Genomic DNA, 26,752 nt, shown 5'->3' on the forward strand with positions numbered 1-26,752 from the left:
GCTTAAGTCAGCATACCACCATTTACATGAAGTGTTTGCCCAGTGATATAAGCACTCATATCACTTCCTAAAAACACACAAGCATTGGCAATGTCCTCTGGCGTTCCACCACGCTTTAATGGAATGGCATCTCTCCAACCTTTTACGGTATTCTCATCCAGTTTCGCAGTCATTTCGGTTTCGATAAATCCTGGTGCAATAACATTGCTTCTAATATTACGAGAGCCTAATTCTAAAGCAACAGATTTTGAAAAACCAATGATTCCTGCTTTTGAAGCTGCGTAATTGGATTGTCCCGCATTTCCTTTAACTCCAACCACAGAACTCATATTAATAATTGACCCCTTGCGCTGTTTTAACATTGTGCGTTGAACCGCTTTGGTCATGTTAAAAACCGATTTAAGGTTAACCGCAATCACCTGATCAAAATCTTCTTCAGAGATACGCATTAATAGATTATCTTTTGTAATACCAGCATTGTTGACCAAAATATCGATGCTTCCAAATTCTTCTACCACCTGATCCGCTAGAATTTGAGCCTCAGCAAAATCAGCCGCGTTACTTTTATAGCCTCTAGCCTTTACCCCGTGAGTTTTTAATTCGTTTTCTAATTCGTTGGCAGCATCAACAGAAGAACTGTATGTGAATGCAACATTTGCCCCTTGTTCAGCAAAAACGAGAGCTATCCCTTTACCAATTCCTCTACTCGCTCCAGTGATAATGGCGGTTTTTCCTTCTAATAATTTCATTATGACTTATACTTTTAGTTGATTTTCAAAGATAACAAATACAAGTTGCAAGAAATAAAAAAACCTCACAAGATTTTGTAAGGTTTTTAACAGTATTATTTGTTTGTTTAGCTTAAAACTTCGGCAACTTTTTTACCAATCTCGGCTGGTGAATCCACAACATGAATCCCACAGCTTCTCATTATTTTCTTTTTAGCTTGAGCAGTATCATCACTACCTCCAACAATTGCACCAGCATGCCCCATTGTACGACCGGCAGGAGCTGTTTCTCCAGCTATAAAACCGACAACCGGTTTTTTGCTTCCACTTTCTTTATACCATTGAGCAGCATCGGCTTCTAATTGCCCACCAATTTCACCAATCATAACTACAGCTTCAGTTTCTGGATCGTTAATCAATAATTCAACAGCTTCTTTTGTAGTGGTTCCAATAATTGGATCGCCACCAATTCCAATTGCAGTAGTAATCCCTAATCCTTGTTTAACAACCTGATCAGCAGCTTCATATGTTAGTGTGCCTGACTTTGACACAATACCAACTTTTCCTTTTTTGAAAACAAAACCAGGCATGATACCTACTTTGGCCTCTTCAGGAGTGATTACTCCAGGACAGTTAGGACCAATGAGCCTACAATTTTTATTTTTAATATAATTTGAAGCCGTAATCATATCAGCGACAGGAATACCTTCAGTTATAGTAATAATTACTTTTATTCCCGCATCAGCAGCTTCCATAATTGCATCAGCAGCAAATGCTGGTGGCACAAATATAATGGTAGTATCTGCTCCCACTTGATCTACTGCTTCTTTAACAGTATCAAAAACTGGTTTATCTAAATGGGTTTGCCCTCCTTTTCCTGGAGTCACACCACCGACTACATTAGTTCCATATTCAATCATTTGACCAGCGTGAAATGTCCCTTCACTACCTGTAAAACCTTGTACGATTATTTTTGAATTCTTGTTTACTAAAACGCTCATTTATTTTTTAGTTTTTATTTTAAAAATCTTTACAAAAGTAAAGTTTTAAGAAGTATTTGTATAGTGTTAATCAAATTTATTGTAAAAATTCCTGTTTTTACTTTTTATTTAATGTTTCTAAAATTTTTGGTATTTGTTTTATTAATGCTAATTCTTTTAACTTAACCCTAGATTCTTCAATTGGAGTACCAAAATATGTCTTTCCGCCTTCAATTGATTTGGTTACTCCAGTTTGCCCCATAATAACTGCCTTTTCACCAATAGTAATTCCACTAGTAGTACCCACCTGCCCCCAAATGGTGACTTCATTTTCTATAATGCAGCAGCCTGCAATACCAACTTGTGAAGCTATTAGGCATTTCTTACCAATAATTGTATCATGCCCAATTTGAATTTGGTTATCTAATTTTGAACCTTCACCAATGGTCGTATCACCTGTAACACCTCGATCTATAGTGCATAGCGCACCAATATCAACATTATCTTTTATAACTACCCTTCCTCCTGAAATTAAAGGGTCAAATCCTTCAGGTCTCCTTTTATAATAAAAAGCACTAGCACCTAATATAGTTCCTGCATGTATGGTTACATTGTTTCCAATTATAGTGTCGTCATAAATACTCACATTAGAATGAATCACACAATTATTTCCAATTTCTACATTATTGCCGACAAAACAATTGGGTTGAATTATAGTCCCTTTCCCAATTGTAGCTGTGTCTGAAATAGCTGCATTTGAAGATTTAAAAGGTTTAAAATGGCGTGTTAATTTATTGAAATCTCTAAACGGGTCGTCACTCAAGAGCAACGCTTTTCCTTCTGGACAATCTACTTCCTTATTGATTAATATAATGGTTGCGGCAGATTGTAAAGCTTTATCATAATATTTGGGATGATCGACAAACACTATATCCCCAGGTTCAACAACATGAATTTCATTCAATCCTAGAACTGGAAATTCATCATCTCCAACATATTGACATTTTATTATTTTGGATATCTGCTTTAAAGTGTATGGATTAGGGAATTTCACTTATAGCTATTCTTTAATACGTTCTTTGTAAGTTCCCTTTTCAGTTTCCACCCTAATCTTATCTCCCTCGTTAATAAACAAGGGCACATTAACTTCTGCCCCTGTTTCAACAGTCGCTGGTTTTGTTGCGTTGGTTGCGGTGTTTCCTTTAACTCCAGGTTCTGTTGCAGTAACTTCCAACACAACACTTGCTGGCATTTCTATAGACAAAGGCAAATTATCCTCAGTATTGATTAAAACAGTTACAACTTCTCCTTCCTTCATTAAATCAGGACGATCTAAAGCCGCCTCGAGCAATCTAATTTGAGTATAATCTTCGGTATTCATAAAATGATAAAACTCGCCGTCGTGATATAAAAATTGGAATTTATGTGTTTCTACACGTACATCTTCCAATTTATGCCCAGCCGAAAATGTGTTATCTAACACTTTTCCGTTGGTAACACTTTTCATTTTAGTTCGTACAAATGCAGGTCCTTTACCAGGTTTAACATGTAAGAATTCAATAATTTTATAAATATCATTATTATACCTAATGCATAATCCGTTTCTAATATCTGATGTGGTTGCCATAAATTTAATTTGATTTAAAATATCCTTTCATTATTCCTCGATGCGAATTTCTTATGAATTGTAAAATTTCATCACGTTCTGGAGTTGCTTCCATTTCGGCTTCTATAAGATCTGAAGCCTGTGAGTTATTATAATTTTTTTGATAAAGAATTCTATAAATATCTTGTATTTCTCTTATTTTATCTGAAGAAAACCCTCTACGTCTTAATCCAACTGAATTTATACCTACATAGGATAAGGGTTCACGAGCGGCTTTAACAAATGGCGGTACATCTTTTCTTACCAAAGAACCTCCAGTAACAAAAGCGTGGTTTCCAATAGAGCAAAACTGATGGACTGCAGTCATACCAGCCAATACCACATAGTCTCCTACAGTAATGTGACCTGCCAACGTACTATTGTTAGAAAAAATACAATTATTACCTACCACACAATCATGTGCGATGTGGCAATAGGCCATAATTAAACAATTATTACCAATGACAGTTTTCATCCTGTCTGTGGTTCCTCTATTAATAGTGACGCATTCTCTTATGGTTACATTATCGCCTATTTCAACAGTTGTATCCTCATCATTATACTTTAGATCTTGAGGCACAGCTGAAATGACAGAACCCGGAAAAATATTACAATTTTTACCTATACGGGCACCTTCCATGATAGTAACATTACTCCCTATCCACGTACCTTCTCCAATGGTTACGTTATTATAAATGGTAGTAAACGGTTCAATTACTACATTTTTTGCAATTTTCGCACCTGGATGCACGTATGCTAAAGGTTGATTCATACTTATTTATTATTTTACTTTAGAAATTTGAGCCATTAATTCAGCTTCTGCACAAAGTTTACCATTAGCATAGGCATAGCCTTGCATATGGCAAATACCTCTACGAATAGGCGTTATAAGGTCGCACTTAAATATTAAGGTGTCTCCTGGAACCACTTTTTGTTTAAACTTAACATTGTCAATTTTCATGAAAAAAGTGAGATAATTTTCAGGATCTGGCACTGTACTCAAAACCAAAATTCCGCCTGTTTGAGCCATAGCTTCAACTATTAACACTCCAGGCATTACTGGTGCACCTGGGAAATGTCCTGCAAAAAATGGTTCATTCATTGTGACATTTTTCAATCCAATCACACCTGAATCTGTAAGCTCAAAGATTTTGTCTATTAATAAAAATGGCTGTCGATGTGGTAACATCTCCATGATTTTATTAACATCCATCAATGGCTCTTGATTAATATCTATATTAGGAACATTATTTCTGCGTTCATTCTTAATGATTTTTGATAGCTTTTTTGCGAATTGTGTGTTGACAAAGTGACCTGGCTTATTTGCTATAATTTTACCTTTAATTCGAGTTCCAACTAAAGCAAGATCACCAAGAACATCTAGCAACTTATGCCTTGCCGCCTCATTAGGATGATGCAGGGTAAGGTTGTCTAAAATACCATTTGATTTAACTGCAATATTGTCCTTTTTAAAGGCAACTTTTAGTTTTTCCATGGTTTTAGGAGACAACTCTTTGTCTACATAAACTATAGCATTGTTTAAGTCACCACCTTTGATTAAACCATGTTCCAATAAGGTTTCTAATTCATGTAAAAAACTAAAGGTACGAGAATCAGCTATGTCATTTTTAAAATCACCAATGTGATTTAAGGTGGCATTTTGAGTGCCAAGAACTTTGGTTCCAAAATCAACCATAGTTGTTACTTGGTACTCTTTAGCTGGCATTACTATGATTTCACTACCTGATTCTTCATCGCTATATGAAATGACATCTGAAACTACATATTCTTCTCGAAAATCATCTTGTTCTTCTACCCCTACTTTCTCAAGCGCTTGGACAAAGAATTTAGATGATCCATCCATAATTGGTGGTTCGGAAGCATTAAGCTGTATAATCGCATTATCAATATCCATCCCAACTAAAGCAGCTAAAACATGTTCTGAAGTTTGAATAGTTACTCCATTTTTCTCAAGGCAGGTACCACGTTGCGTATTGGTTACATAATTCACATCAGCCTCTATCAACGGAGCGCCTTCTAAATCAACACGTTGAAAAGCAAATCCGCTATTTACTGCAGCAGGCAGAAAGGTCAAGGTCACTTCTTTTCCAGTATGTAATCCTACACCTGTTAAAGAAACTTCACCTTTTATAGTTTTTTGTTTAACGTCTGTTTTAATTATTGCCATTTATTTTTTTCTCTATTTCAGTTATATCTTTTGCCAGTTTTGGAAGATTTTTAAAATACACATAAGATTTATTGAAATCTCCGTATCCAAATGCCGGAGAACCTTGAAGTGTTTCATTGTCTTTAATGTTTCTTCCTATGCCAGATTGCGCTTGAATTTTCACATTATTTCCAATAGTTATATGCCCAACAATTCCAACCTGTCCGCCAATCTGACAATTTTCGCCAATTTTAGTAGATCCTGCAATTCCTGTTTGAGCAGCAATAACTGTGTTTTTACCAATTTCTACATTATGGGCAATTTGGATTTGATTATCCAATTTTACCCCTTTCCGGATAATAGTTGATCCTAATGTAGCTCTATCTATTGTTGTAGCAGCGCCAATATCAACAAAATCTTCAATAATTACATTTCCTGTTTGAGGGACTTTACTATATTCTCCATTTTCACTGGGTGCAAATCCAAAACCATCAGCACCAATTATAGCTCCAGAATTTATAACACAATTATTACCAATAATACAATCGGAATAAATTTTAGCACCTGAAAATACTATTGTATTCTCGTCAATAGTTACATTATCACCAATATAGGTGTTAGGGAAAATCTTAACGTTATCACCTATTTTTACATGCTCTCCAATATAAGTGAATGCTCCAATGTAAACGTTTTCGCCGTAATTAGACGATTCTGCAATAAATGAAGGCTGCTCAATCCCTGACTTATTTAATTTAACTTGATTGTAATATTCTAATAATTTCGAAAACGACTTATAAGCATCTTCAACCTTAATCAAGGTTGTGGTGAGCACCTGTTCTGCTTCAAAAGTTTTATTAACTATGGTAATTGAAGCTCTTGTACTATAGATATAAGGTTTATACTTCGGATTAGCTAGGAACGTTAATGAACCTTCAGTGCCTTCTTCTATTTTAGAAAGTTTGGAAACTTCAACATCTGGGTTTCCTACGATATCCCCCTCTAATATTCCGGCTATTTGTGTTGCTGTGAATTTCATCTATTATAGATATATTTCATTATACGGTTAGATGTCCTTCACATCTAGAATATAGTATTGGGTTAAAGTTCTTCGCAAAAATAGAAAAAATGTATCACATTTTGTCTTTAGGGTAGCATATATAATATTTGGTAACCGATTTAGAAAGCGCTTTAAGATTGAGTTGGTCTGAAGCTTTTACAATATCTCCAACTTTGCCCGACTTATATAAAACACTGATTTTTTGAGCGTTTTGTTGATAAGCTTGATTTGCTATTTCGCCAGTAAATACAAAATATTGCGCTTCCTCATTTGTTATGCAATAGCGATCCATCAACTTACTAATCTGAACTTCTAATAATTCAGGTTTTATTGCTTTGCTTTTTATCTTGATTTTAAGTAAATCTCTATTGATTATCATGTCACATAAATTACTTAGCACAAAATCATTGTGGAATTGCCAAATTTTCATGGCCGATATCACATCATAATCATCAAGTTTTGTAAAGGTATCTAGGGTGTGTTTATCAAAATCATTAAGTGTAATCTCATTATTCAAAAAATAAAGCAACGGCTCACTTGCATTGAGTTGAAGACCATTATTAATAAGTTCTTTTGCACGTTGCAGGACCCTAATTAATAGTTGTTCTGCAACAAGTCCTGTTTTGTGTAAATAGACTTGCCAATACATAAATCGTCTAGCTACTAAAAATTTTTCGACACTATATATTCCCTTTTCCTCTATCACCAAATTATCATTGACAACGTTGAGCATGGTAATTAATCGTTCGCTATTTACGTTGCCTTCGGCGACACCCGTATAAAAGCTATCGCGTTTTAGGTAGTCGGCTCTGTCCATATCCAATTGCCCCGAGATAAGTTGGCACAGGAAGTTTCTATGGTAGTTTCCTTTGAAGATTTCAATGGCAAGCGTTAAACTTCCGTTAAATTCTTTATTTAATTCCTCCATTAAAAGTAACGAAATGGCTTCGTGTGACACACCATTTACGATGCTGTGCTCCATGGCATGAGAGAATGGTCCATGACCAATATCATGCAATAAAATAGTCGCAAATAGAGCGCTTTCTTCAGCTTCAGAAATAGTAACTCCTTTAAAACGAAGCACATTGACCGCTTTTTGCATTAAATGCATACATCCAATGGCATGATGAAAACGCGTGTGATGCGCACCAGGATAAACCAAATAGGACATTCCCATTTGCGTAATTCGGCGTAACCGTTGAAAGTATTTATGCTCAATTAAATCAAAAATTAACGTATTTGGAATGGTAATAAATCCGTAAATTGGGTCGTTAAATATTTTGAGTTTATTTTTTGTGCGCAAACTTGAAATTTTAATAATTATAAACAAATATACATGAACAATATAAATATTCTTTGGGTTGATGACGAAATTGATTTACTTAAACCACATATCCTTTTCCTTGAACAAAAACAGTACAAAGTAACCACCTGCCAAAGTGGAACTGAAGCAATTGAAATTATAGATGACACCAATTTTGACATAGTGTTTCTAGATGAAAATATGCCAGGTTTAACTGGGCTAGAAACACTTAATGAAATTAAAGAGCGGCGCGCCAATCTTCCGGTGGTAATGATTACCAAAAGTGAGGAGGAATATATAATGGAAGAAGCCATTGGAAACAAAATTGCTGATTACCTTATAAAACCAGTCAATCCAAATCAAATATTATTAAGTCTAAAAAAGAATTTAGATCACTCGCGTTTAATTTCTGAAAAAACTACTTCAAATTACCAACAGGAGTTTAGAAAAATAGCTATGGACATGGCTATGGTAAATAGCTATGAAGAATGGGCAGAACTCTATCAAAGACTGATCTATTGGGAATTACAGCTCGAAGACATTGAAGATGTAGGTATGACCGAAATTTTAGAGTCTCAAAAAACAGAAGCCAACTTGCAATTTGGGAAATTTATCGACAAAGTTTACCCAACTTGGTTTGAGCATAATGCTGATGCCCCAACAATGTCTCACACACTATTTAAAGATAAGGTTGTGCCACAATTGAGTGACAAGCAACCAACGCTATTAATTATCATTGATAATTTAAGATATGATCAATGGAAGGCTTTTGAACCCATTGTAAGTAATTATTACAAAAAATCGTCCGAAATACCATTCTACAGCATACTACCTACGGCAACACAATATGCGAGAAATGCTATTTTTTCTGGATTGATGCCTCTTGAAATGGAAAAACTTCATCCAAAATTATGGAAAAATGATATTGATGACGGAGGAAAGAATTTATATGAAGCCGAATTTTTAGAGGCGCAATTACGCCGTCTAGGTTTATCTCACTTAAAGCACGAATATCACAAAATCACCAATTTAAGGTCGGGCAAAAAATTAGTCGAAAATTTCAAAACGCTTAAAGACAATGACTTGTCTGTAATAGTCTATAATTTTGTGGATATGCTTTCGCACTCCAAAACGGAAATGGAGGTTGTAAAAGAATTAGCCTCAAATGATAAGGCCTATCGCTCACTTACATTAAGTTGGTTTAAAAATTCGCCTTTGTTGGAAATGATACAACAGGCGCAACAACTAGGCTTTAAACTAATATTAACTACAGACCACGGTACAATTAATGTCAAAAACCCATCTAAAGTTATTGGTGATAGAGATACCAGTTTAAATTTAAGATATAAAACTGGAAGAAGCCTCACCTATGAAGATAAGGATGTTTTAGCAGCAAAGGACCCTAAAGCTCTTCATTTACCAACCTTAACCATGAGCAGTTCTTTTATATTTGCCAAAAGTGATGTTTTTTTAGCCTATCCCAATAACTACAATCACTATGTGAGTTATTACAGAAACACGTATCAACATGGAGGCGTTTCTCTTGAAGAAATGATAATTCCTTTCGTAGTGATGAACCCAAAATAACTCCATGTAATGCATAAATATCCGACGAAATGCATTTTTTTCTAGTTTTTTTGAATAATTATGCTTATACTTGTGCCATAGTTTAATAAGTTAACCGTGAAAAGAGCGTTTACCATATCTGAAATCGATAGTGTTGCAAGAGACCTTATACCGCATTTTGAGACAAAGGTCATTGCTTTCAAAGCCGAAATGGGTGTAGGGAAAACTACACTAATTAAAGCTTTAGCAAAAGCATTGGGTAGTGAAGATGTCGTAACAAGTCCTACCTTTTCTATTGTTAATGAATATCACATGCAAGGTGACAAGATATTTCACTTTGATTTTTATAGACTTAAAAATGAAGAAGAAGCATTAAATTTAGGTATCGAAGACTATTTTCAGTCCAATCACTGGATTTTTATGGAATGGTTTGAGAATATACCCAATTTATTACCCGAAAACCTTGATTTAGTGACCCTAAATCTTGAAAAAAACGAGTTTAGAACCCTCAAATTGAATAATAACTTAACAATAACACAAAAAAATGCTATGGAACAGCAAAATTTTTAATTAAATTTTGGCAACTTGCCATTAGAGTAACTCTGCATAGTACGGAAAAACCGTAATGATTAAGAGGATTATACGATTAATTTTAACATTTGGTTAACTGCGTTTGAAGCGACCTGCCTTTAAATTTGTAGTAATTAATTAATTAAATCCCTTAAATTATGAAAGCTAAAAAATTAGTACTTGCGATTGCAATCTTTGGTGGTATGTTGTTTACAGTTCAAGCAACTAACATTATAGATTTAAATGGACAATCAACAACACAAATGGACAAAACCAGGATTAAAGTTCCTAGCGGAGAACAGTAATCGTTCTTTGATTATAGGGAGTATTATAGCTACATTAATAGCTTTAACTCCTTATTATTTTACTTTATATGAAAGTGTTCCAGACACAAAAGTTTGGGACACTTTTTTATTTACCTATGAAAGCGGGTATTATGAAAGCGCTTTTATCCTTGCCTGGACCTTAACTAATAAACTTGTACCACTATTTTTATTGTTTATATGGTTCTTTACATGCCGCCATTGGTGGTTTCACACTTTGTTAGTTCCAATTGCATTATATGTTTATCAAATAATTGGAGTTCTTAACGATGATTTGAAATTTTTTGACACCAATCAATTCTTATACCTTTTGCCTGTTATGGCAATTGTTATTCCTTCAATCTATCTAATTAGAGCAAGAATGTTTAATAAAATAAATGATGCAGATAAGACCATGCAAGAATTGGAGGACGAATTTAGAATTGGCTCTAAAGGACTATTTGGTAAGTTAAGAGATTACTTTTAATGGAGTTTTATAAAAATTAAAAAAATAGTTGTAATTTGAAATTTATATTTACAACTTAAATGAGCAAGTCGTTATCGCCGTTTAGTAAGGCACAATTACTTCCACAGGAAGAAACTCTGGAAATTTTAAGAAAAAAAGGAGAACTATTTATTGGTATACCCAAAGAAACATTTTTTCAAGAAAAACGAGTGTGCTTAACCCCAGATGCCGTATCGGCCTTATCTTCAAACGGTCATAGAGTATTACTTGAATCCGGAGCTGGAGAAGGAGCCAACTTTAAAGACAAGGCTTACAGTGAAGCTGGTGCAGAAATTACAAAAGATACAGCAAAAGTTTACTCCTGCCCTATAATACTTAAAGTAGAGCCACCTTCAATAGAAGAAATCAAACTCATTAACCCGCAAACCTTATTAATTTCAGCGTTACAAATAAAAACACAAAGCAAATCCTATTTTGAAGCTTTGGCTTCAAAACGCATTACAGCACTTGCATTTGAGTTTATAAAGGATGAAGATGGTGCCTACCCCGCGGTAAGATCATTAAGCGAAATTGCTGGAACGGCATCAGTTCTTATTGCGTCAGAATTATTGTCCAATGTAAATGGTGGCAATGGATTGTTATTTGGTAATATAAATGGTGTTCCACCTACCGAGGTTGTCATTATAGGTGCCGGAACTGTTGGCGAATTCGCTGCGCGATCTGCTTTGGGCTTGGGAGCTAATGTGAAAATATTTGATAGTTCAATTACAAAACTTAGATGTGTTCAAACTAATTTAGGGAGAACCGTATACACGTCAACCATACAGCCAAAAAACCTAATTAAGGCTTTAAAACGCTGTGATGTTGCTATTGGTGCGGTAAGAGGATCTAATCGCGCGCCTATTATAGTTACTGAAGATATGGTTAAGTGTATGAAGAATGGCGCTGTTATTATTGACGTTAGCATTGACATGGGTGGATGTTTTGAAACTAGTGAAATCACCAATCATGATCATCCAACTTTTGAAGTCAACGGTGTAACACATTATTGCGTGCCAAATATTCCAGCACGTTACTCACGTTCGGCTTCAGTTTCTATAAGTAATATTTTCACCCCTTATTTATTAAAAATCGCAGAAGACGGTGGAATTGAAAATGCTATCCGTTTTGACCGTGGTTTAAAAAATGGGTTGTATTTTTACCACGGCGTTTTAACTAACAAATCTGTTGCAGATTGGTTCGACTTAAAACATACCGATCTTAATTTACTTGTTTTTTAACACCAAAACATCAAACTTTATTTACCGATGAAATTAATTCAACGTGTAGGCTATTATTTGGGAGGATTTTCCATAGGATTGATTATTCTGGCCTTTTTTTTAAGCGGAAAAAAGACATCCTGCGATTATGGGCCCAACGCCCGAACCATCAAAAACATCTCCATTAAAAAGAAACACTATTCTGAAGAAGCTTTAGCATTTATGGCTTTGCATTCAATTGATTCCTCAATTGTATCAGATTTAATTAAAACAGGAGATGTCAACTTCTCTGAAAGTGATACAAAAAGCAAACCTTGCAGTTTATATAGTATTGATACTTATTTAGATAAAAATGCTATTACGCTAAAAGTTAAAAATTGTGATTCCATAGCCATAATTTCTGAATTAAAACTCAATTAATAAGCTTTTCAAATCCTCAATGCAAAACAATGACAACAAAAAAATCTGGTTATCGCCTCCACATATGAGTGGACACGAAAGAGCGTTTATTAATCAGGCTTTTGAATCGAATTGGATTGCTCCATATGGAGAACATATTGATGGTTTTGAACTTGAATTGACAACCTATCTAAACCCTAATTATTTTGTAACGACATTAAATTCAGGGACTTCAGCTATTCATTTGGCGCTCTTGCTTTTAGGGGTTACTAATGGGGACGAAGTTCTGTGCCAAACTAATACCTTTATAGCTTCAGTTAACCCTGTTACATATTGTGGAGCGACACCCATATTTGTTGATAGTGAACCTGATAGCTGGAATATCTGCCCAAAACAATTAGAAATTGCTATTTCAGATCGCATAAAACTTGGCAAAGCCCCAAAAGCAATTATTGCCGTTCATTTATATGGCATGCCCTACAATGTTGATGAAATAAACAAGATTGCTGAAACTTATAAAATTCCAGTGATTGAAGATAGTGCTGAAGCACTAGGCAGCAGCTATAAAACTAAAAAATGCGGCACATTAGGAACACTTTCTACCTTGTCATTCAATGGTAATAAAATCATAACCACTTCTGCAGGAGGTGCTCTTATAACAAAAGATATTCAACTAAAGCAAAAAGCAGTATTGTTGGCTAATCAAGCTAGAGAACATTCAACTGAATACCTACATAACCAAATTGGTTATAATTATAGAATGTCTAACGTGTTGGCAGGAATTGGTCGTGGGCAACTTCAAGTTATTCAAAAGCGTGTAGAAGCTCGTCGAGCCATTTATAACATATATAAGGAGGAATTAGGTTCTATTGAAGAAATTGAATTTCAAAATGAAGCTGAAAGCTCATACTCAAATAGGTGGTTAACATGTGTCTTACTTCCAAAAGTATCTGATAAAGAAGGGTTAAGGCTTTTATTAGAACAACATAATATTGAATCGAAACCATTATGGAAACCTATGCATCAGCAACCCGTTTTTAAAAACTTAAAAAGTTATATTAATGGAGTTTCCGATAAGCTTTTTAGTAGAGGACTTTGCCTTCCAAGTGGATCAAACTTAACCCAAGAGGAACAATTTCGTGTCATCTCGGTCATAAAGAACTATTTTAGCAGTTAATGAAATCAGCCGTGGAATTCTTTATAAAAGTAATGCTATGAATCCAAATAAATCTAATGCACTCATATTAGGGTTTAGAGGCTTAAATGATGAGGCTTTTGATATCCTATATCAAAGCTTTAATATTATAGGCATTATTACTGATGGTGACGAATCCATTTCAACTAAAAATGATTTTAAACAATTTGAGTTTAAAGATATAACTCAACAAGTTTTAGAATTTCACAAAATCACACAAGTAATTATTGAATTGCAATCGATTGACCCTTATAAACTATTAGAGCAAGTCATCTATTTTTATAATTTAGGTCTTGAAATCAAATCACTTACTATTAAATCAACACATGAATCCAATTCACACAATACTTTTACAGTTAATAATTTAAAATTTACAGATTTAATTAATGAAGAGGTTGCCCCCTCCTATAGCGAAACGCTTTTAAACCATATGAAAGACCAAACGCTATTAATCACTGGAGCAGCAGGTTCAATCGGCAGTGAACTGGCAAGAATGTTGTTAAACTTTAATTTTAAGACTCTTGTACTATTAGACAATGCGGAATCTGCATTATATGAACTACAGCAAGAGTTAATTACTCGTAGCGTATTAAATGTTATTTATACGATTGGGGATGTAAGGAGCTACAACAGCATGGATTCGATTTTCAAATTATATAAGCCAACATTAGTTTTTCATGCTGCAGCTTATAAACATGTGCCATTAATGGAAGCGCATCCCGCCGAAGCCATTCAGACAAATATTTTAGGCACAAAACATATCGCTAATCTTGCTAAAAAACATCATGTAGAGCAATTTGTCTTAATCTCATCAGACAAAGCTGTAAATCCAACAAACGTAATGGGTGCTACCAAGCGGGCTGGAGAACTCTATATTGAATACTTAAACTCAATCTCTGACACACAATTTAAAACTGCTCGATTTGGAAATGTATTAGCATCAAATGGGTCCGTAATTCCATTGTTTCATAAACAGATAGAAAAAGGTGGCCCAATTACCGTGACAGATAAAGCGATTGAGCGATATTTTATATCCTTAAAAAAAGCCTGTGAATTGATACTTGAATGCACCGTTTTAAAAGATGAAGCGTCCATTTATGTATTTGAAATGGGTAAGCCTGTTCGTATTTATGATTTAGCTAAACTAATGATAGGCCTTAACAAAGCACATAATCAATCCGATATCAAAATAAGAATCACAGGTTCAAGACCTGGAGAAAAAATACAGGAAGAATTAGTTTCAAGTGAAGAAAATTCAAGTCCAACAGAACACAAATTTATTAAGGCTATTCAAGCATCAGCTCAAAACATTAGTGACTTTGAAACTAAAATATCTAAACTTTGTTCAAAAACTCACGAATTTTCAAATTTAGAACTCGTTGAGGGTATTAAAGCAATTGTCACTAATTTTACTCCTAACAATCCTATCTACAGTGAAATTGAACCAAAATCAAAACAATCCTAAAGTTTTCGGCGCTTCTTCTCTTGTTTCAAAAGATTGAGTTCTCTGCTTGTTTGACCAGCTACCGAAGTATTCTCTTCTGCCCTACGAATGAGATAAGGCATCACATCTTTCACGGGCCCAAAAGGCACATATTTAGCTACATTATAGCCTAAATTAGCAAGATTAAAACTAATATGGTCACTCATACCGTATAACTGACCAAACCAAACTCTATTGTCTTCTTTTGCAATACCATATTTATCCATGAGATCCATGGCTAAATAGCAACTGTACTCATTATGAGTACCCACAAACAATGAAATGTCCTTCAAGTTATTAAGAATATAAGCTAGTGTTTCGTTAAAATTAGTGTCTGTAGCTTCTTTAGATTCGCAAATTGGCGAAGGATATCCTTTTTCTAGAGCACGTTCACGCTCTTTTTCCATGTAGGCCCCACGAACAATTTTCATCCCAATGCTAAATCCTTGTTTTTTAGCACGTTGATGCAATCCTTTTAAATACTCTAAACGATCCCAGCGATATAATTGCAAGGTATTATAAACAACTGGCACACTAGTATTATACGTTCGCATCATCTCTTCAACCAAATCATCTGCTGCATCCTGCATCCAACTTTCTTCACCGTCAATTAAAACTTCAACATCTTTTTCTTTGGCCAATTTACACACCTTATGATAACGTGCTACTATTCTATCCCATTCTTGCTGTTCTTCAGTGGTAAATGTTTTACCTTCACCTTTCTTTCGATACAAATAAAAACGACCAAAACCAGTTGGTTTAAAAACAGCGATAGGCATAGCATCCTTTTCATGTGCAAAATTGATGATCTTCAATGTTTTCTCCATGGCAGCATCAAAATGAGATTCTATCTCCTTGCCTTCAACAGAAAAATCTAAAACAGAGCTTACTCCTTTTTCATACATTTTATCAATAACTGATAAACAATCATCTTCATTTACGCCACCGCAAAAATGATCAAATACGGTTGAACGAATCAATCCCTCAACCGGCAAATGCGCTTTTAACGCAAAGTTGGTAGCAGCTGTCCCTATCCTAACTAATGGTTCATGGGAAATCATTTTAAATAAAAAATAGGCACGCTCAAGTTCTGAATCACTCTTTAGCTGGAATGCGATTTCAGTATTATCAAAAAGATGTTCTCTGGTCATGTTATAAAAATATTCACAAAAATATAGATTCAAAATCTAATATTTTATTAAAAACTGCTTATTTTCACGCTCTCATTTAAGAATGAATTTCATGATCTCTATCACGTCAAATACATACGCGGTACACTTTAACGATACTTGTTATAAAGAACTTAATGCCTATTTAAAGGCGAATCGTTTTTCTTTGATATTTATTATTGTCGACACCAATACTCACGAACACTGTTTGTCGAAATTTATGTCACAACTCGAAACTGACGTGTCAATTGAAGTCATTGAAATTGAAGCTGGTGAGCAGCATAAAACTATAGACACCTGTGTTGGTGTTTGGAATGCATTATCTGATTTAGGTGCCGATCGAAAAAGTTTAATAATTAATCTTGGAGGTGGCGTTGTAACAGATTTAGGAGGTTTTGTTGCCTGTACATTTAAGCGCGGACTAAAATACATTAATGTTCCTACGTCTCTTTTAGCAATGGTTGATGCCTCTGTAGGCGGAAAAACTGGAGTTGATTTAGGGAGTTTGAAAAATCAAATAGGCGTTATCGATTCTGGTGAAATGGTTCTGGTAGACACCACTTTTTTAGAAACATTACCGCAAAACCAATTACGATCTGGACTTGCTGAAATGCTAAAGCATGGGCTCATTAGTGATAGAATCTATTGGAACAAAACCAAAGACCTATCTCAAAACACCTGGGATGAATTACCACAACTTATTTATGAATCAGTACATATAAAACACGAAATTGTTGAAAAAGACCCTTTAGAAAACAATTTACGCAAACACTTAAATTTTGGTCATACACTAGGCCACGCCATTGAATCATACTTTTTAAGCCATCCTAATAAGAAAGAATTGTTACATGGTGAAGCTATAGCAATTGGAATGATTATGGAGAGTTTTATTTCTTCTGAAATTTTAGGATTTTCAAAAGAAGACTTGTTAGACATTACCAATGTGTTTAAAACTATTTATGGACATGAAACTATAGAAACTGAAGACCACCAGGCCATTATAGAGTTACTTAAATACGACAAAAAGAACGAACACGGAAACATCAACTTCGTACTTCTTGAGGCTATTGGCCAACCAAAAATCGATTGTTTAGTAGACAACACTTTACTTATAAAAGCATTTGAGTACTACAAAAATTTGAATTAACTATTCAAATACCGCTCTTTAATCACATCACAATGATGGATTTCGTGTCCTATGATGATAAATCCTATAGCTCGAACGGAGATTGGACTGTTACTTGCTGTCCCTAGTTGTATCAACATTTCATCAGAGAAACTATCAAATAAAGTAACCGTTGCCTGTCTTACAGCCGCATACTCATTCAATAATTGATCCAACGAACGATTATTCGCTTTACTTGGTAAAACATAGTCATCTTGTTCAAAACCAGGTAAGGGAGTTTGGTCCTCTCTTGCTATTCTTAATGCACGATACGCAAATACGCGTTCTGCATCGATAAGATGCTGTATTATTTCTTTAATAGTCCATTTGCCTTTAGCATAACGATACTCAAGTTTCTCATTGGAGATCGATTTCAAAAAATTAATCGTACGCTTACCACCTACTTTTAGACCACTTTTAAGGTCAAGTCCTGCAGTTTTATCTATATAAGTCCCATAATATGGATTGAATTCACCTGGTTTAAGATTATCTTTTGTCATATTCATTAAAATTAATCATTAAAATTAATAAAAAAACCCATGATTACGAATGTAAATCATGGGTTAAATGTTGATTTAAATCGAACTAAAGCTCATTAAAAATAGTGTGCATTAATCGCTTTTTATCATTGATGCTTTCTTCAAGAGAAATCATACTTTCTGTTCTATAAACCCCTTCTATATCATCTAATAAAAAGATAATATCTTTGGCATGTGACGTATTTTTGGCTCTAATTTTACAGAAAATATTGAATTTCCCTGTGGTAATATGGGCAACGGTAACATACGGAATCTCATTGATTCTCTCCAACACAAACTTAGTTTGTGAAGTGTTATGTAAAAATACACCAACATAAGCTATAAACGAATAGCCTAGTTTTTTGTAATCTAAAGTTAAAGATGAGCCTTGAATGATACCGGCTTCTTCCATTTTTTTAACTCTGACATGAACAGTACCCGCCGAAATGATTAATTTTTTTGCAATATCGGTAAACGGAACCCGAGTATTGTCAATTAACATGTCTAAAATTTGATGATCGACCTCATCTAATTTGAACTTACCCATTATTTTAGTTTATTAAATTAAATACAAAAATAATAGAATTTTATTGAAGATAATGCATGTATTGTTAGATATTTTTCAATATCAATGAGAAATTCTCACTATTTATTGAAACGAAATCGATTTCGTCACCCACTTTTAGAGGTTCTGAATTTGCCTTTAAGACCTTGTTTTCCTTAGCATTAATCTCCTTATGGCCATAAAAACCATTTAAATCTTCAATTTTTTCAACAATGGGCACAAATTGTATGCAATTTTCAATTAATTTCTCCTGAAATAGGATGGCTATATCTAAATTACCATATAAAGTTTGGGCATTTCTAATAATGATATCAAAAAAAAGCTTTTCATTTTGAGGAATTTTAAAATATTCTTGAAACCCACCTCCTTTAACCTCTACTGTGGCGATATAATGTATCCCAACTAATAGTGATTTAAATATAAAACGTCTTGTTACCTCTCGTGGGTAGTCCTTAGCATAATGCCCAGCTTCAAAAAGTATTGTGGGCACATTATCACTTTGAAACGTGTCGCCAACACAATTTATATTAAATGAGTCGTCATACACGCCAACCTGATTAGGAATCTCCTCCTGAAGCACGCTGTTCATTTGAGCAATGATTTCCATAGCTTTCTTCCGATTTTCAGTAACTGTACAGCATTCATCCTGCGCCGGTGCTAAAAAAGAAACTGTGGCTGACTTATTAGTCTTTCCTGCACTAAAAATAGTACGTTGACCATGAAGATTAAAACAAAAATCTGGCTTAAACGATTGATAAAAGTTCATCAAAACTCTACTTTCTGGTTGCGATTGATCTTGAGCATCCCGATTTAAATCAATCTCATTCGCATTAACACGAGTATAAGCTTTTGCACCATCAGGATTGAGCATAGGGATAATAGCAAGTGTGCAAGACTTTAAAATGCATTTGATATGATGATCATCACAGTGTTTAAGTACATTCAATAAATCAAAAAGGGCTTTTGTAGTTGTACTTTCATTCCCATGCATTTGTGACCACATGAATATCTTTGTTTGGCCCGTTCCTAACAATATCACTTCTATAGATTCACCTAAAACGGATTCTCCAATACTTTTTATTTCAAAAGCACTATTATGTTTTTTAAGAAGTGGATTAATGTGATCATGCGTAATATAACGATGAGAAAGCGAACTTTCTTTATAGGTATTAAACCATTGATTAAGCAGGGATATTGTCATTGGTATTTTGATAGGATACAAATGTAAACATTTACGAATTTACATTTGTAAACATAAAAATTGATTGTTTTGTACACATCATTAAACAAATATATCAGCCATGCAGTATTGATCAGCACAATAATTGTGTTTAATATTTTTTAAACATTTAATGTATTATATATCAATTGTTTATTAGGCTTTATATAAAGTTTTTATTTTATTATAAAGTAAATAATATGTTAAAATATAAGCTGAATTTAAGTGAATTAGTTACATTTGTAACACCTGATTTCAAATATACAAGTTTACAATGATAAACAGTGAAGATTTCACAAAACGACTGCAAAAAGTAATGGATTTTTATGGTGAATCCTCTTCATCTTTTGCTGAAAAAATTGGCGTTCAACGTTCAAGCATTTCACATATTTTATCGGGTAGAAATAAACCAAGTTTAGATTTTGTCCTCAAAATCCTCTCCTCTTTTCCTGAAGTTGAATTATACTGGCTTTTAAACGGCAAGGGTGTATTTCCTACTTCTACAGATAACAAACCATTAAAAGTTACTACAAATAAGTTAGAATCGACTCCAACACATCAACAGGTTACTGAAAAGTTAGATAAAGACATTGAGCGCATCGTCATTTTTTATAAGGATGGTAGCTTTAAAAACTTCGATAATTTGTAACAAACCCAATTAATTTTCAATTACTAAATTCTCATAAAGGATGATTTTACAATTATTCTTTAGTAATTTTGTTGAAAATTAGGCTGAATGAAATTTATAGCACTATTATTTCTAGTCTTGACACTAAATTCATGTTTTCAGCATTCTAGAGACTGTCAGGACTACAAAACGGGAACTTTTCAATTTAATTACACAATAAATGGTATTGAAAAAACCGGAATGTTTAAACGTACAGATTCTTATAGCATCGATTATTTCGATAACAAAATTGACTCTTCTTCAGTGCGATGGATTAACGATTGTGAGTTTGTATTGAAGAAAATTAATCCTAAAAGCAGAGCTGAAGAAGATGCGATACATATGAAAATATTATCAACAACCGATAGCAGCTATACGTTTGAATATCAATTAGCCTTAAAAAAACCTAATCAGAATCAAATTGTAAAAAAAGGCCTTGCCATTAAAATAGAATAGAACAATGTTAGAATTTTTGCTTTCAAGTGATGCCATCATGGCCTTGATTACCTTAACGTTTTTAGAAATAATTTTAGGAATTGACAATATTGTTTTTATATCAATTGCGGCAAACAAATTGCCTGAAAATCAACGGAATAAAGTTACAAATATTGGACTATTATTGGCAATGGCACAACGTGTTATACTTTTATTTTTTGTATCCTTTTTAATTGGTCTGAACAAACCATTTTATGAAATAGACACTTCATGGCTGACAACTTCAGTGAGCTGGCAAGGTATAATACTACTAGGTGGTGGATTGTTTTTAATTTTCAAAAGTACATCAGAGATTAAGCATAAAGTAGAAAGCCCAAAGGAAGAAGATCTAAAAAACAAAAAAATAACCTCACTTTCTCAAGCCATAATACAAATCCTTTTAATTGACTTTATCTTTTCTATTGACTCTATTTTAACTGCTGTTGGGATGACTAACAATTTACATCAAAATCATAATTATAATTTGGTGTTAATGGTTATAGCGGTGGTAATTTCAATAATTGTTATGATTGCCTTCGCTAACCCCATACGAAAGTTTATAGACAAACACCCAAGTATGCAGCTTTTGGGATTGGCGTTTTTAATTCTAATCGGATTTATGTTAATTACCGAAGCCGCCCATTTATCTCATACCAAGTTTTTAGGAAATACCGTTGGTGCCATCCCTAAAGGCTATTTGTATTTTGCCATTGCATTCTCCCTATTTGTAGAGTTTTTGAGCCTTAGAATTGATAAGAAAAAGAAACCTAAAATTGAAAGTTAGTACTGAATAAAATCAAAAAAGAGTAATCTGCCCCTTACCATCTTTATTCCCGATATCATCATCGTCAGTAGTAGACTTTGATGCTTCATTAGAGGTAGTTGTTTCATTTTTAGATTCATTAGAAACCTCTGTTTCACCTACAACTTCAATTTCCTCTGCAGGAATTTCTTCTGGAGCATCATAGGGCAAAGGGTCTAATAAATTTATCTGATTTACCTTTTCTTTAGTAAGCTGATTGCCTAAAGCCGTTATTCCTTTTATGGCTATAAATTCTTCGAGATTCACTATAAGATTGTCTTTGCGGTCCTTACCTCGTTCTTTTGTAAACTCTACTTCGGCCAGAGGTTTCCAATCGGTTGAAACAATTTCCAAATGCGATTTAGAATGATCAGAAATAAAAACTTCTTCCTTGTTTTCATTTTCAATTAGAAAACGTTTTACAAAATAGCGCTCTTTTTCTCCATCAAAATAGATTACTGAAATGGGTTTTTTAGGCACCCATTTTTCTAACACAATCATATCATCATCAAAGTGAGTTGTCAGTTCAGGCAATATAGTTTTTACTGTACCCGATTGCGTTATTACCAGCAATCTGTCTTCACCTCTAAATTCGCCTATAAGCTCACCACGTTCATCAACATTTAAACGTTGTACAGCATCGTCAAACCAAATTTTACGCGGCTTTAAAGTAGAAACACCCTTTTCTTTGAGTTCTATTTTTTTAACCGAATATTTAGTAACTAAATTTCCTTTTGAAGCACGACCTTTTATAAGAACTTCAGCAAAATCTAAATCCCATTTCAGCTTTTTTATACTTCCAACTTGTCGTAAGAACACTGTAACCACTTCGGCTTCACCATTTGGATTAGCAGAAAAATACCATACTACAGAATTTGAACTACCATTGGTCAAGTCGTATTCTTTATCACGAGTTGTACCTGTAACGTAAAAACGCTTTACATAAGTTGGCCCACCTTTACCATCACGATAAATCATGTTGTAAATGGTACGTTTATCTTTTTTCTTGAATACAGCGACATGAATAATATCCTTGCCAACAAAGGTTTTTGCATCCACCTTGGTAATCATCATTTTACCATCTTTGGTGAATACAATGATATCATCAATATCACTACAATCGCATACATATTCATCGCGCTTTAAAGAGGTGCCTATAAAACCTTCTTCCCTGTTGACATAAAGCTTTGTATTTCTAATAACTACTTTAGTAGCATCTACATCGTCAAATGTGCGGATTTCGGTTTTTCGTTCTCTACCAGCTCCATAGTCCTTTTTTAGTCTTGTAAAATAGGCAATCGCATAATCTATTAGGTTGGCTAAATGATGCTTTATTTCTGCAATTTGATCTTCTAGGGCATCAATTTTTTGTTGAGCCTTATCTATATCAAATTTTGAAATACGTTTAATTCTGATTTCGGTTAACCGTACTATATCGTCTTCTGTAATGGCTCGTTTCAGGTGTTTAATGTGTGGCTGAAGTCCTTTATCAATAGCTTGAATCACGCCTTCCCAAGTTTCTTCTTCTTCAATGTCGCGATAGATACGTTTTTCTATAAAAATACGCTCTAAAGAAGCAAAATGCCATTGTTCTTCAAGTTCGTTGAGTTTAACTTCTAAATCACTTTTTAAAAGTTGAACTGTATTGTCTGTTGAACGTCGCAACATTTCAGAAACACCAACAAACAGCGGTTTATTATCTTCAATTACACAACCCAAAGGCGATATAGAAACTTCGCAATTTGTGAAAGCATAAAGTGCATCAATTGTTTTGTCTGGTGAAATACCTGAAGGCAAATGAACCAGAATTTCAACATCGGCTGCAGTATTGTCCTCTATTTTCTTAATCTTGATTTTACCTTTGTCATTGGCCTTTAAAATAGAATCTATCAACGAAGAGGTGTTAGTACTAAACGGAATCTCGGTAATGACCAAGGTGTACTTATCTAATTGCGATATTTTAGCACGAACTCTAACTCGACCGCCTCGCATTCCGTCATTGTAATTGCTAAAATCTGCAATTCCGGCGGTAGGAAAGTCAGGATACAAAGTAAAGCGCTTTCCATTTAAATGTTTTATTGAAGCATCGATGAGTTCAATAAAATTGTGCGGCAAAATTTTTGTGGATAGACCAACGGCGATCCCCTCTCCTCCTTGCGCTAATAATAAAGGAAACATTACGGGAAGATTTACTGGCTCTTTACGTCGACCATCGTAACTAGCCTGCCAACTTGTGATTTTAGGGTTATAAACAACGTCTAAAGCAAATTTTGAAAGTCTAGCTTCAATATATCTAGATGCAGCGGCACTGTCCCCTGTTAATATGTTTCCCCAGTTACCTTGGGTGTCTATCAGCAAATCTTTTTGCCCTATTTGCACCATGGCATCGGCTATACTAGCATCTCCATGGGGATGATACTGCATAGTGTGACCAACAATATTTGCAACCTTATTATAACGACCATCATCGAGGTCTTTCATCGAATGCATGATTCGGCGTTGTACGGGCTTAAATCCATCTTCTATGGCTGGTACTGCACGTTCTAAAATCACATAAGATGCATAATCTAAAAACCAATCCTTATACATTCCAGTAACCCTTGTAATGGTTTCCTGGTTGTCATCATGTTCAGTGTTCAAGTCGTCGTTCTCTTCTATCATTAACTATTAGATTTTTTATTTAATTTGATCATTTTGCTCAATGATTGCCTAATATATCTTCTTTTCTTTCTATTAACAAGTGTTACGTTAAACACTTCCTTACGTTTATTACCTTTTCGATCCTTTACATAAATGACAAGTGTTTTATAAAATAGGTAATTATAAAATTTATATGCCAATAAATTTTCCTTACTGAACTCTATTCTATGTTCTCTGTAATTAAAGTGATCAGACAATAATAAGCCTTTGTTTATAATAACCACCTTTATTCCGTCACTATCATATTCAAAATATTTTGAAATAAAATGAACCAAAAAAAACAGCACAATAAATGCAGTAAGAATTATAAAAAACGTTAGCGTTGGATTACTGGTTAAATCACTAAAAGCACTAAAAACCGTAGCTAAAAAAATGGCAAACACTATCAGCACAAAATATACCGATATAATGACGTTTTTAACTTTAGAGTTGTTAGTCCGCATTTGCCTCTTCTACTAAATCAAGTTCAACTTTAAGGTTATTAATAATAAATTCTTGACGATCGGGTGTGTTCTTACCCATATAGAATTCTAGTAATTCTTCAATAGACATGTCTTTATCTAGCATAACAGGATCTAACCTGATATCTTCACCAATAAAATGAACAAATTCATCTGGTGATATTTCTCCAAGTCCCTTAAACCTAGTAATCTCTGGCTTTGGTTTTAGCTCTTCAATAGCATTACGGCGTTCTTCATCTGAATAACAATAAATTGTTTTCTTTTTATTTCGAACTCTAAATAGTGGTGTTTGTAAAATATACAAATGCCCCTCTTTAATCACTTCAGGAAAAAATTGTAAAAAGAAAGTTATAAGTAATAAACGTATGTGCATTCCATCAACATCAGCATCGGTAGCGATTACCACATTATTATAACGCAAATCTTCTAACGATTCTTCAATGTTCAATGCCGCTTGAAGCAAATTAAACTCTTCATTTTCATAAACTACTTTTTTACTTAATCCGTAACAGTTTAAAGGTTTTCCTTTGAGACTAAATACAGCTTGAGTATTGACATCTCTCGATTTGGTAATACTACCTGAAGCTGAATCTCCCTCTGTGATAAATAAGGTGGTTTCAAGATTTCGTTCACTTTTAGTGTCGCCAAAATGAATTCGACAATCCCGTAATTTTTTATTATGAAGACTCGCTTTCTTGGCGCGATCTTTTGCTAATTTCCGAATTCCTGAGAGTTCTTTTCGCTCACGTTCGGCCTGCAGTATTTTACGCTGGATTTTTTCAGCGGTTTCAGGATTTTTATGAAGGTAATTATCTAAATGCGTTTTTAGAAAGTCGTTCACATAAGTTCTGACCGTTGGAAGTTTTCCGCCCATGTCAGTCGACCCCAATTTAGTTTTGGTCTGACTTTCAAATACTGGCTCCATTACTTTAATCGATACCGCAGTCACTACCGACTTTCTAATATCTGATGCTTCGTAATTTTTACCATAAAACTCGCGAAGTGTTTTTACTAAAGCTTCTCTGTAAGCTGACAAATGTGTTCCACCTTGAGTCGTATTTTGTCCATTCACAAATGAATGGTACTCTTCACTATATTGGGTTTTACTATGGGTTAAGGCAACTTCAATATCATCTCCTCTTAAATGAATAATTGGATATAACATGTCTGAATCGTTGATGTTTTCAGACAACAAATCCTTCAGTCCGTGCTCACTATAGTACTTTTCACCGTTATATACTATGGTTAAACCCGGATTAAGGTAAACATAGTTTTTGAGCATTTTGACTACATACTCGCTACGGTATTTATAATTTTTAAAGATGGTGTCATCAGGAATAAAGGACACTTTAGTTCCTTTTCTACGCGACGTATCATCAAGTAAATCTTGACTTGTTAGATTTCCTTGTTCAAATTCGGCTGAGGCAGATTTATTGTCGCGAGTAGATTCAACTCTAAAAAACGAAGACAAGGCATTTACAGCTTTGGTACCAACGCCATTAAGTCCAACAGATTTTTTAAATGCTTTGGAATCATATTTCCCTCCGGTGTTCATTTTAGAGACCACGTCTACCACTTTTCCTAGAGGAATACCACGACCATAATCTCGAACAATCACTTTATTACCTTGAATTGAAACTTCAATGGTTTTACCAGCACCCATAACATACTCATCTATTGAGTTGTCTAGTACTTCTTTTAGAAGAATATAAATACCATCATCTGGAGATGACCCATCACCAAGTTTACCAATATACATTCCAGGTCGCATACGGATATGCTCTTTCCAATCAAGGGAACGTATATTATCTTCGGTATAGTGGGTTTCTTGAGACATAAAAGTGTAAAAATTTAAGATAGGTTGCTAATATAGTATTTCAGTTATAAAAATG

General features: G+C 34.2%; 26 protein-coding genes. 11 read left to right on the plus strand and 15 right to left on the minus strand.

Annotated features, from left to right (window positions below; all coding sequences use genetic code 11):
* Nucleotides 1-2: 2 nt before the first annotated feature.
* The 8 genes from fabG to ACFO5O_RS06340 all read right to left on the minus strand — a co-directional run bounded on the left by fabG (nt 3) and on the right by ACFO5O_RS06340 (nt 7,880).
* The gene (gene fabG / locus ACFO5O_RS06305) at nt 3-749 is read right to left on the minus strand and encodes a 3-oxoacyl-[acyl-carrier-protein] reductase (protein ID WP_387962002.1); all 747 of its coding nucleotides are present in this window, start codon (nt 747-749) and stop codon (nt 3-5) included.
* A 107-nt stretch (nt 750-856) separates the two neighbouring features.
* A complete protein-coding gene (gene sucD, locus ACFO5O_RS06310) occupies nt 857-1,729 on the minus strand; it encodes a succinate--CoA ligase subunit alpha (protein ID WP_387962004.1) in 873 nt (290 codons plus the stop codon).
* A gap of 97 nt (nt 1,730-1,826) precedes the next feature.
* Nucleotides 1,827-2,762, minus strand: coding sequence for a UDP-3-O-(3-hydroxymyristoyl)glucosamine N-acyltransferase (locus ACFO5O_RS06315; protein WP_387962006.1), 936 nt, complete (start codon nt 2,760-2,762; stop codon nt 1,827-1,829).
* 6 nt (nt 2,763-2,768) lie between these two features.
* Nucleotides 2,769-3,335 (minus strand): elongation factor P, encoded by a 567-nt coding sequence (gene efp, locus ACFO5O_RS06320; protein WP_387962008.1) that lies wholly within the window; start codon nt 3,333-3,335, stop codon nt 2,769-2,771.
* Nucleotides 3,336-3,339: 4 nt separating this feature from the next.
* Nucleotides 3,340-4,125, minus strand: a complete 786-nt coding sequence (gene lpxA / locus ACFO5O_RS06325; RefSeq protein ID WP_387962010.1) for an acyl-ACP--UDP-N-acetylglucosamine O-acyltransferase — start codon at nt 4,123-4,125, stop codon at nt 3,340-3,342.
* Between the two features lie 9 nt (nt 4,126-4,134).
* A complete protein-coding gene (locus ACFO5O_RS06330) occupies nt 4,135-5,541 on the minus strand; it encodes a bifunctional UDP-3-O-[3-hydroxymyristoyl] N-acetylglucosamine deacetylase/3-hydroxyacyl-ACP dehydratase (protein ID WP_387962012.1) in 1,407 nt (468 codons plus the stop codon).
* Complete coding sequence (lpxD, locus tag ACFO5O_RS06335) at nt 5,528-6,556, minus strand: UDP-3-O-(3-hydroxymyristoyl)glucosamine N-acyltransferase (RefSeq protein WP_387962014.1); 1,029 nt, start codon at nt 6,554-6,556, stop codon at nt 5,528-5,530. Before lpxD ends, ACFO5O_RS06330 begins: the two co-directional genes overlap by 14 nt.
* A 94-nt stretch (nt 6,557-6,650) precedes the next feature.
* The gene (locus tag ACFO5O_RS06340) at nt 6,651-7,880 is read right to left on the minus strand and encodes an HD domain-containing protein (protein ID WP_387962016.1); all 1,230 of its coding nucleotides are present in this window, start codon (nt 7,878-7,880) and stop codon (nt 6,651-6,653) included.
* Nucleotides 7,881-7,913: 33 nt separating this feature from the next.
* Between ACFO5O_RS06340 and porX the strand changes: the two genes are divergently transcribed.
* From porX to ACFO5O_RS06375, 7 genes are all read left to right on the plus strand, one after another.
* Complete coding sequence (gene porX / locus ACFO5O_RS06345) at nt 7,914-9,467, plus strand: T9SS response regulator signal transducer PorX (protein ID WP_387962019.1); 1,554 nt, start codon at nt 7,914-7,916, stop codon at nt 9,465-9,467.
* A gap of 96 nt (nt 9,468-9,563) precedes the next feature.
* Nucleotides 9,564-10,016: a tRNA (adenosine(37)-N6)-threonylcarbamoyltransferase complex ATPase subunit type 1 TsaE gene (tsaE, locus tag ACFO5O_RS06350; protein ID WP_387962021.1), complete on the plus strand. Its 453-nt coding sequence runs from the start codon at nt 9,564-9,566 to the stop codon at nt 10,014-10,016.
* A 243-nt stretch (nt 10,017-10,259) separates the two neighbouring features.
* On the plus strand, nt 10,260-10,805 hold the full coding sequence (locus ACFO5O_RS06355) for a hypothetical protein (RefSeq protein WP_387962023.1): 546 nt from the start codon (nt 10,260-10,262) through the stop codon (nt 10,803-10,805).
* 59 nt (nt 10,806-10,864) lie between these two features.
* The gene (locus ACFO5O_RS06360) at nt 10,865-12,064 is read left to right on the plus strand and encodes an alanine dehydrogenase (RefSeq protein WP_387962025.1); all 1,200 of its coding nucleotides are present in this window, start codon (nt 10,865-10,867) and stop codon (nt 12,062-12,064) included.
* A gap of 27 nt (nt 12,065-12,091) precedes the next feature.
* On the plus strand, nt 12,092-12,463 hold the full coding sequence (locus ACFO5O_RS06365; protein ID WP_387962027.1) for a hypothetical protein: 372 nt from the start codon (nt 12,092-12,094) through the stop codon (nt 12,461-12,463).
* A 64-nt stretch (nt 12,464-12,527) separates the two neighbouring features.
* Nucleotides 12,528-13,619: a DegT/DnrJ/EryC1/StrS family aminotransferase gene (locus ACFO5O_RS06370; RefSeq protein WP_387962029.1), complete on the plus strand. Its 1,092-nt coding sequence runs from the start codon at nt 12,528-12,530 to the stop codon at nt 13,617-13,619.
* A gap of 37 nt (nt 13,620-13,656) precedes the next feature.
* On the plus strand, nt 13,657-15,102 hold the full coding sequence (locus ACFO5O_RS06375; protein WP_387962031.1) for a polysaccharide biosynthesis protein: 1,446 nt from the start codon (nt 13,657-13,659) through the stop codon (nt 15,100-15,102).
* Here the strand turns inward: ACFO5O_RS06375 and ACFO5O_RS06380 are convergent.
* Nucleotides 15,099-16,271 (minus strand): proline dehydrogenase family protein, encoded by a 1,173-nt coding sequence (locus tag ACFO5O_RS06380; RefSeq protein WP_387962032.1) that lies wholly within the window; start codon nt 16,269-16,271, stop codon nt 15,099-15,101. The two genes, ACFO5O_RS06375 and ACFO5O_RS06380, sit on opposite strands and share 4 nt — an antisense overlap.
* A gap of 91 nt (nt 16,272-16,362) precedes the next feature.
* Between ACFO5O_RS06380 and aroB the strand changes: the two genes are divergently transcribed.
* Nucleotides 16,363-17,436 carry a 3-dehydroquinate synthase gene (gene aroB / locus ACFO5O_RS06385; protein ID WP_387962034.1) on the plus strand — a complete coding sequence of 358 codons (1,074 nt, stop codon included), beginning with the start codon at nt 16,363-16,365 and terminating at the stop codon, nt 17,434-17,436.
* Here aroB and ACFO5O_RS06390 read toward each other — a convergent pair.
* From ACFO5O_RS06390 to ACFO5O_RS06400, 3 genes are all read right to left on the minus strand, one after another.
* Nucleotides 17,433-17,954, minus strand: coding sequence for a DinB family protein (locus ACFO5O_RS06390; protein ID WP_387962036.1), 522 nt, complete (start codon nt 17,952-17,954; stop codon nt 17,433-17,435). The two genes, aroB and ACFO5O_RS06390, sit on opposite strands and share 4 nt — an antisense overlap.
* A gap of 85 nt (nt 17,955-18,039) precedes the next feature.
* Nucleotides 18,040-18,519 carry an Lrp/AsnC family transcriptional regulator gene (locus ACFO5O_RS06395; protein WP_119029017.1) on the minus strand — a complete coding sequence of 160 codons (480 nt, stop codon included), beginning with the start codon at nt 18,517-18,519 and terminating at the stop codon, nt 18,040-18,042.
* A gap of 64 nt (nt 18,520-18,583) precedes the next feature.
* Complete coding sequence (locus ACFO5O_RS06400; RefSeq protein WP_387962038.1) at nt 18,584-19,738, minus strand: M14 family metallopeptidase; 1,155 nt, start codon at nt 19,736-19,738, stop codon at nt 18,584-18,586.
* A 292-nt stretch (nt 19,739-20,030) separates the two neighbouring features.
* Between ACFO5O_RS06400 and ACFO5O_RS06405 the strand changes: the two genes are divergently transcribed.
* The 3 genes from ACFO5O_RS06405 (at nt 20,031) to ACFO5O_RS06415 (ending at nt 21,681) form a co-directional block, all read left to right on the plus strand.
* Nucleotides 20,031-20,405, plus strand: coding sequence for a helix-turn-helix domain-containing protein (locus ACFO5O_RS06405; protein ID WP_387962039.1), 375 nt, complete (start codon nt 20,031-20,033; stop codon nt 20,403-20,405).
* Between the two features lie 87 nt (nt 20,406-20,492).
* Nucleotides 20,493-20,879: a hypothetical protein gene (locus ACFO5O_RS06410; protein ID WP_387962040.1), complete on the plus strand. Its 387-nt coding sequence runs from the start codon at nt 20,493-20,495 to the stop codon at nt 20,877-20,879.
* Between the two features lie 4 nt (nt 20,880-20,883).
* Nucleotides 20,884-21,681 carry a TerC family protein gene (locus ACFO5O_RS06415; RefSeq protein WP_387962041.1) on the plus strand — a complete coding sequence of 266 codons (798 nt, stop codon included), beginning with the start codon at nt 20,884-20,886 and terminating at the stop codon, nt 21,679-21,681.
* 12 nt (nt 21,682-21,693) lie between these two features.
* Here ACFO5O_RS06415 and ACFO5O_RS06420 read toward each other — a convergent pair whose 3' ends face one another.
* From ACFO5O_RS06420 to ACFO5O_RS06430, 3 genes are read right to left on the minus strand one after another with little or no spacing between them, the layout of a single operon-like run.
* Nucleotides 21,694-24,360 carry a DNA gyrase/topoisomerase IV subunit A gene (locus ACFO5O_RS06420; RefSeq protein ID WP_387962043.1) on the minus strand — a complete coding sequence of 889 codons (2,667 nt, stop codon included), beginning with the start codon at nt 24,358-24,360 and terminating at the stop codon, nt 21,694-21,696.
* Nucleotides 24,360-24,842 carry a hypothetical protein gene (locus ACFO5O_RS06425; RefSeq protein ID WP_387962045.1) on the minus strand — a complete coding sequence of 161 codons (483 nt, stop codon included), beginning with the start codon at nt 24,840-24,842 and terminating at the stop codon, nt 24,360-24,362. Before ACFO5O_RS06425 ends, ACFO5O_RS06420 begins: the two co-directional genes overlap by 1 nt.
* Nucleotides 24,832-26,697: a DNA topoisomerase IV subunit B gene (locus ACFO5O_RS06430; RefSeq protein WP_387962046.1), complete on the minus strand. Its 1,866-nt coding sequence runs from the start codon at nt 26,695-26,697 to the stop codon at nt 24,832-24,834. Before ACFO5O_RS06430 ends, ACFO5O_RS06425 begins: the two co-directional genes overlap by 11 nt.
* Nucleotides 26,698-26,752 lie beyond the last annotated feature (55 nt).

The sequence above is a fragment of the Geojedonia litorea genome, assembly GCF_042654525.1.
Lineage (GTDB): Bacteria > Bacteroidota > Bacteroidia > Flavobacteriales > Flavobacteriaceae > Geojedonia > Geojedonia litorea.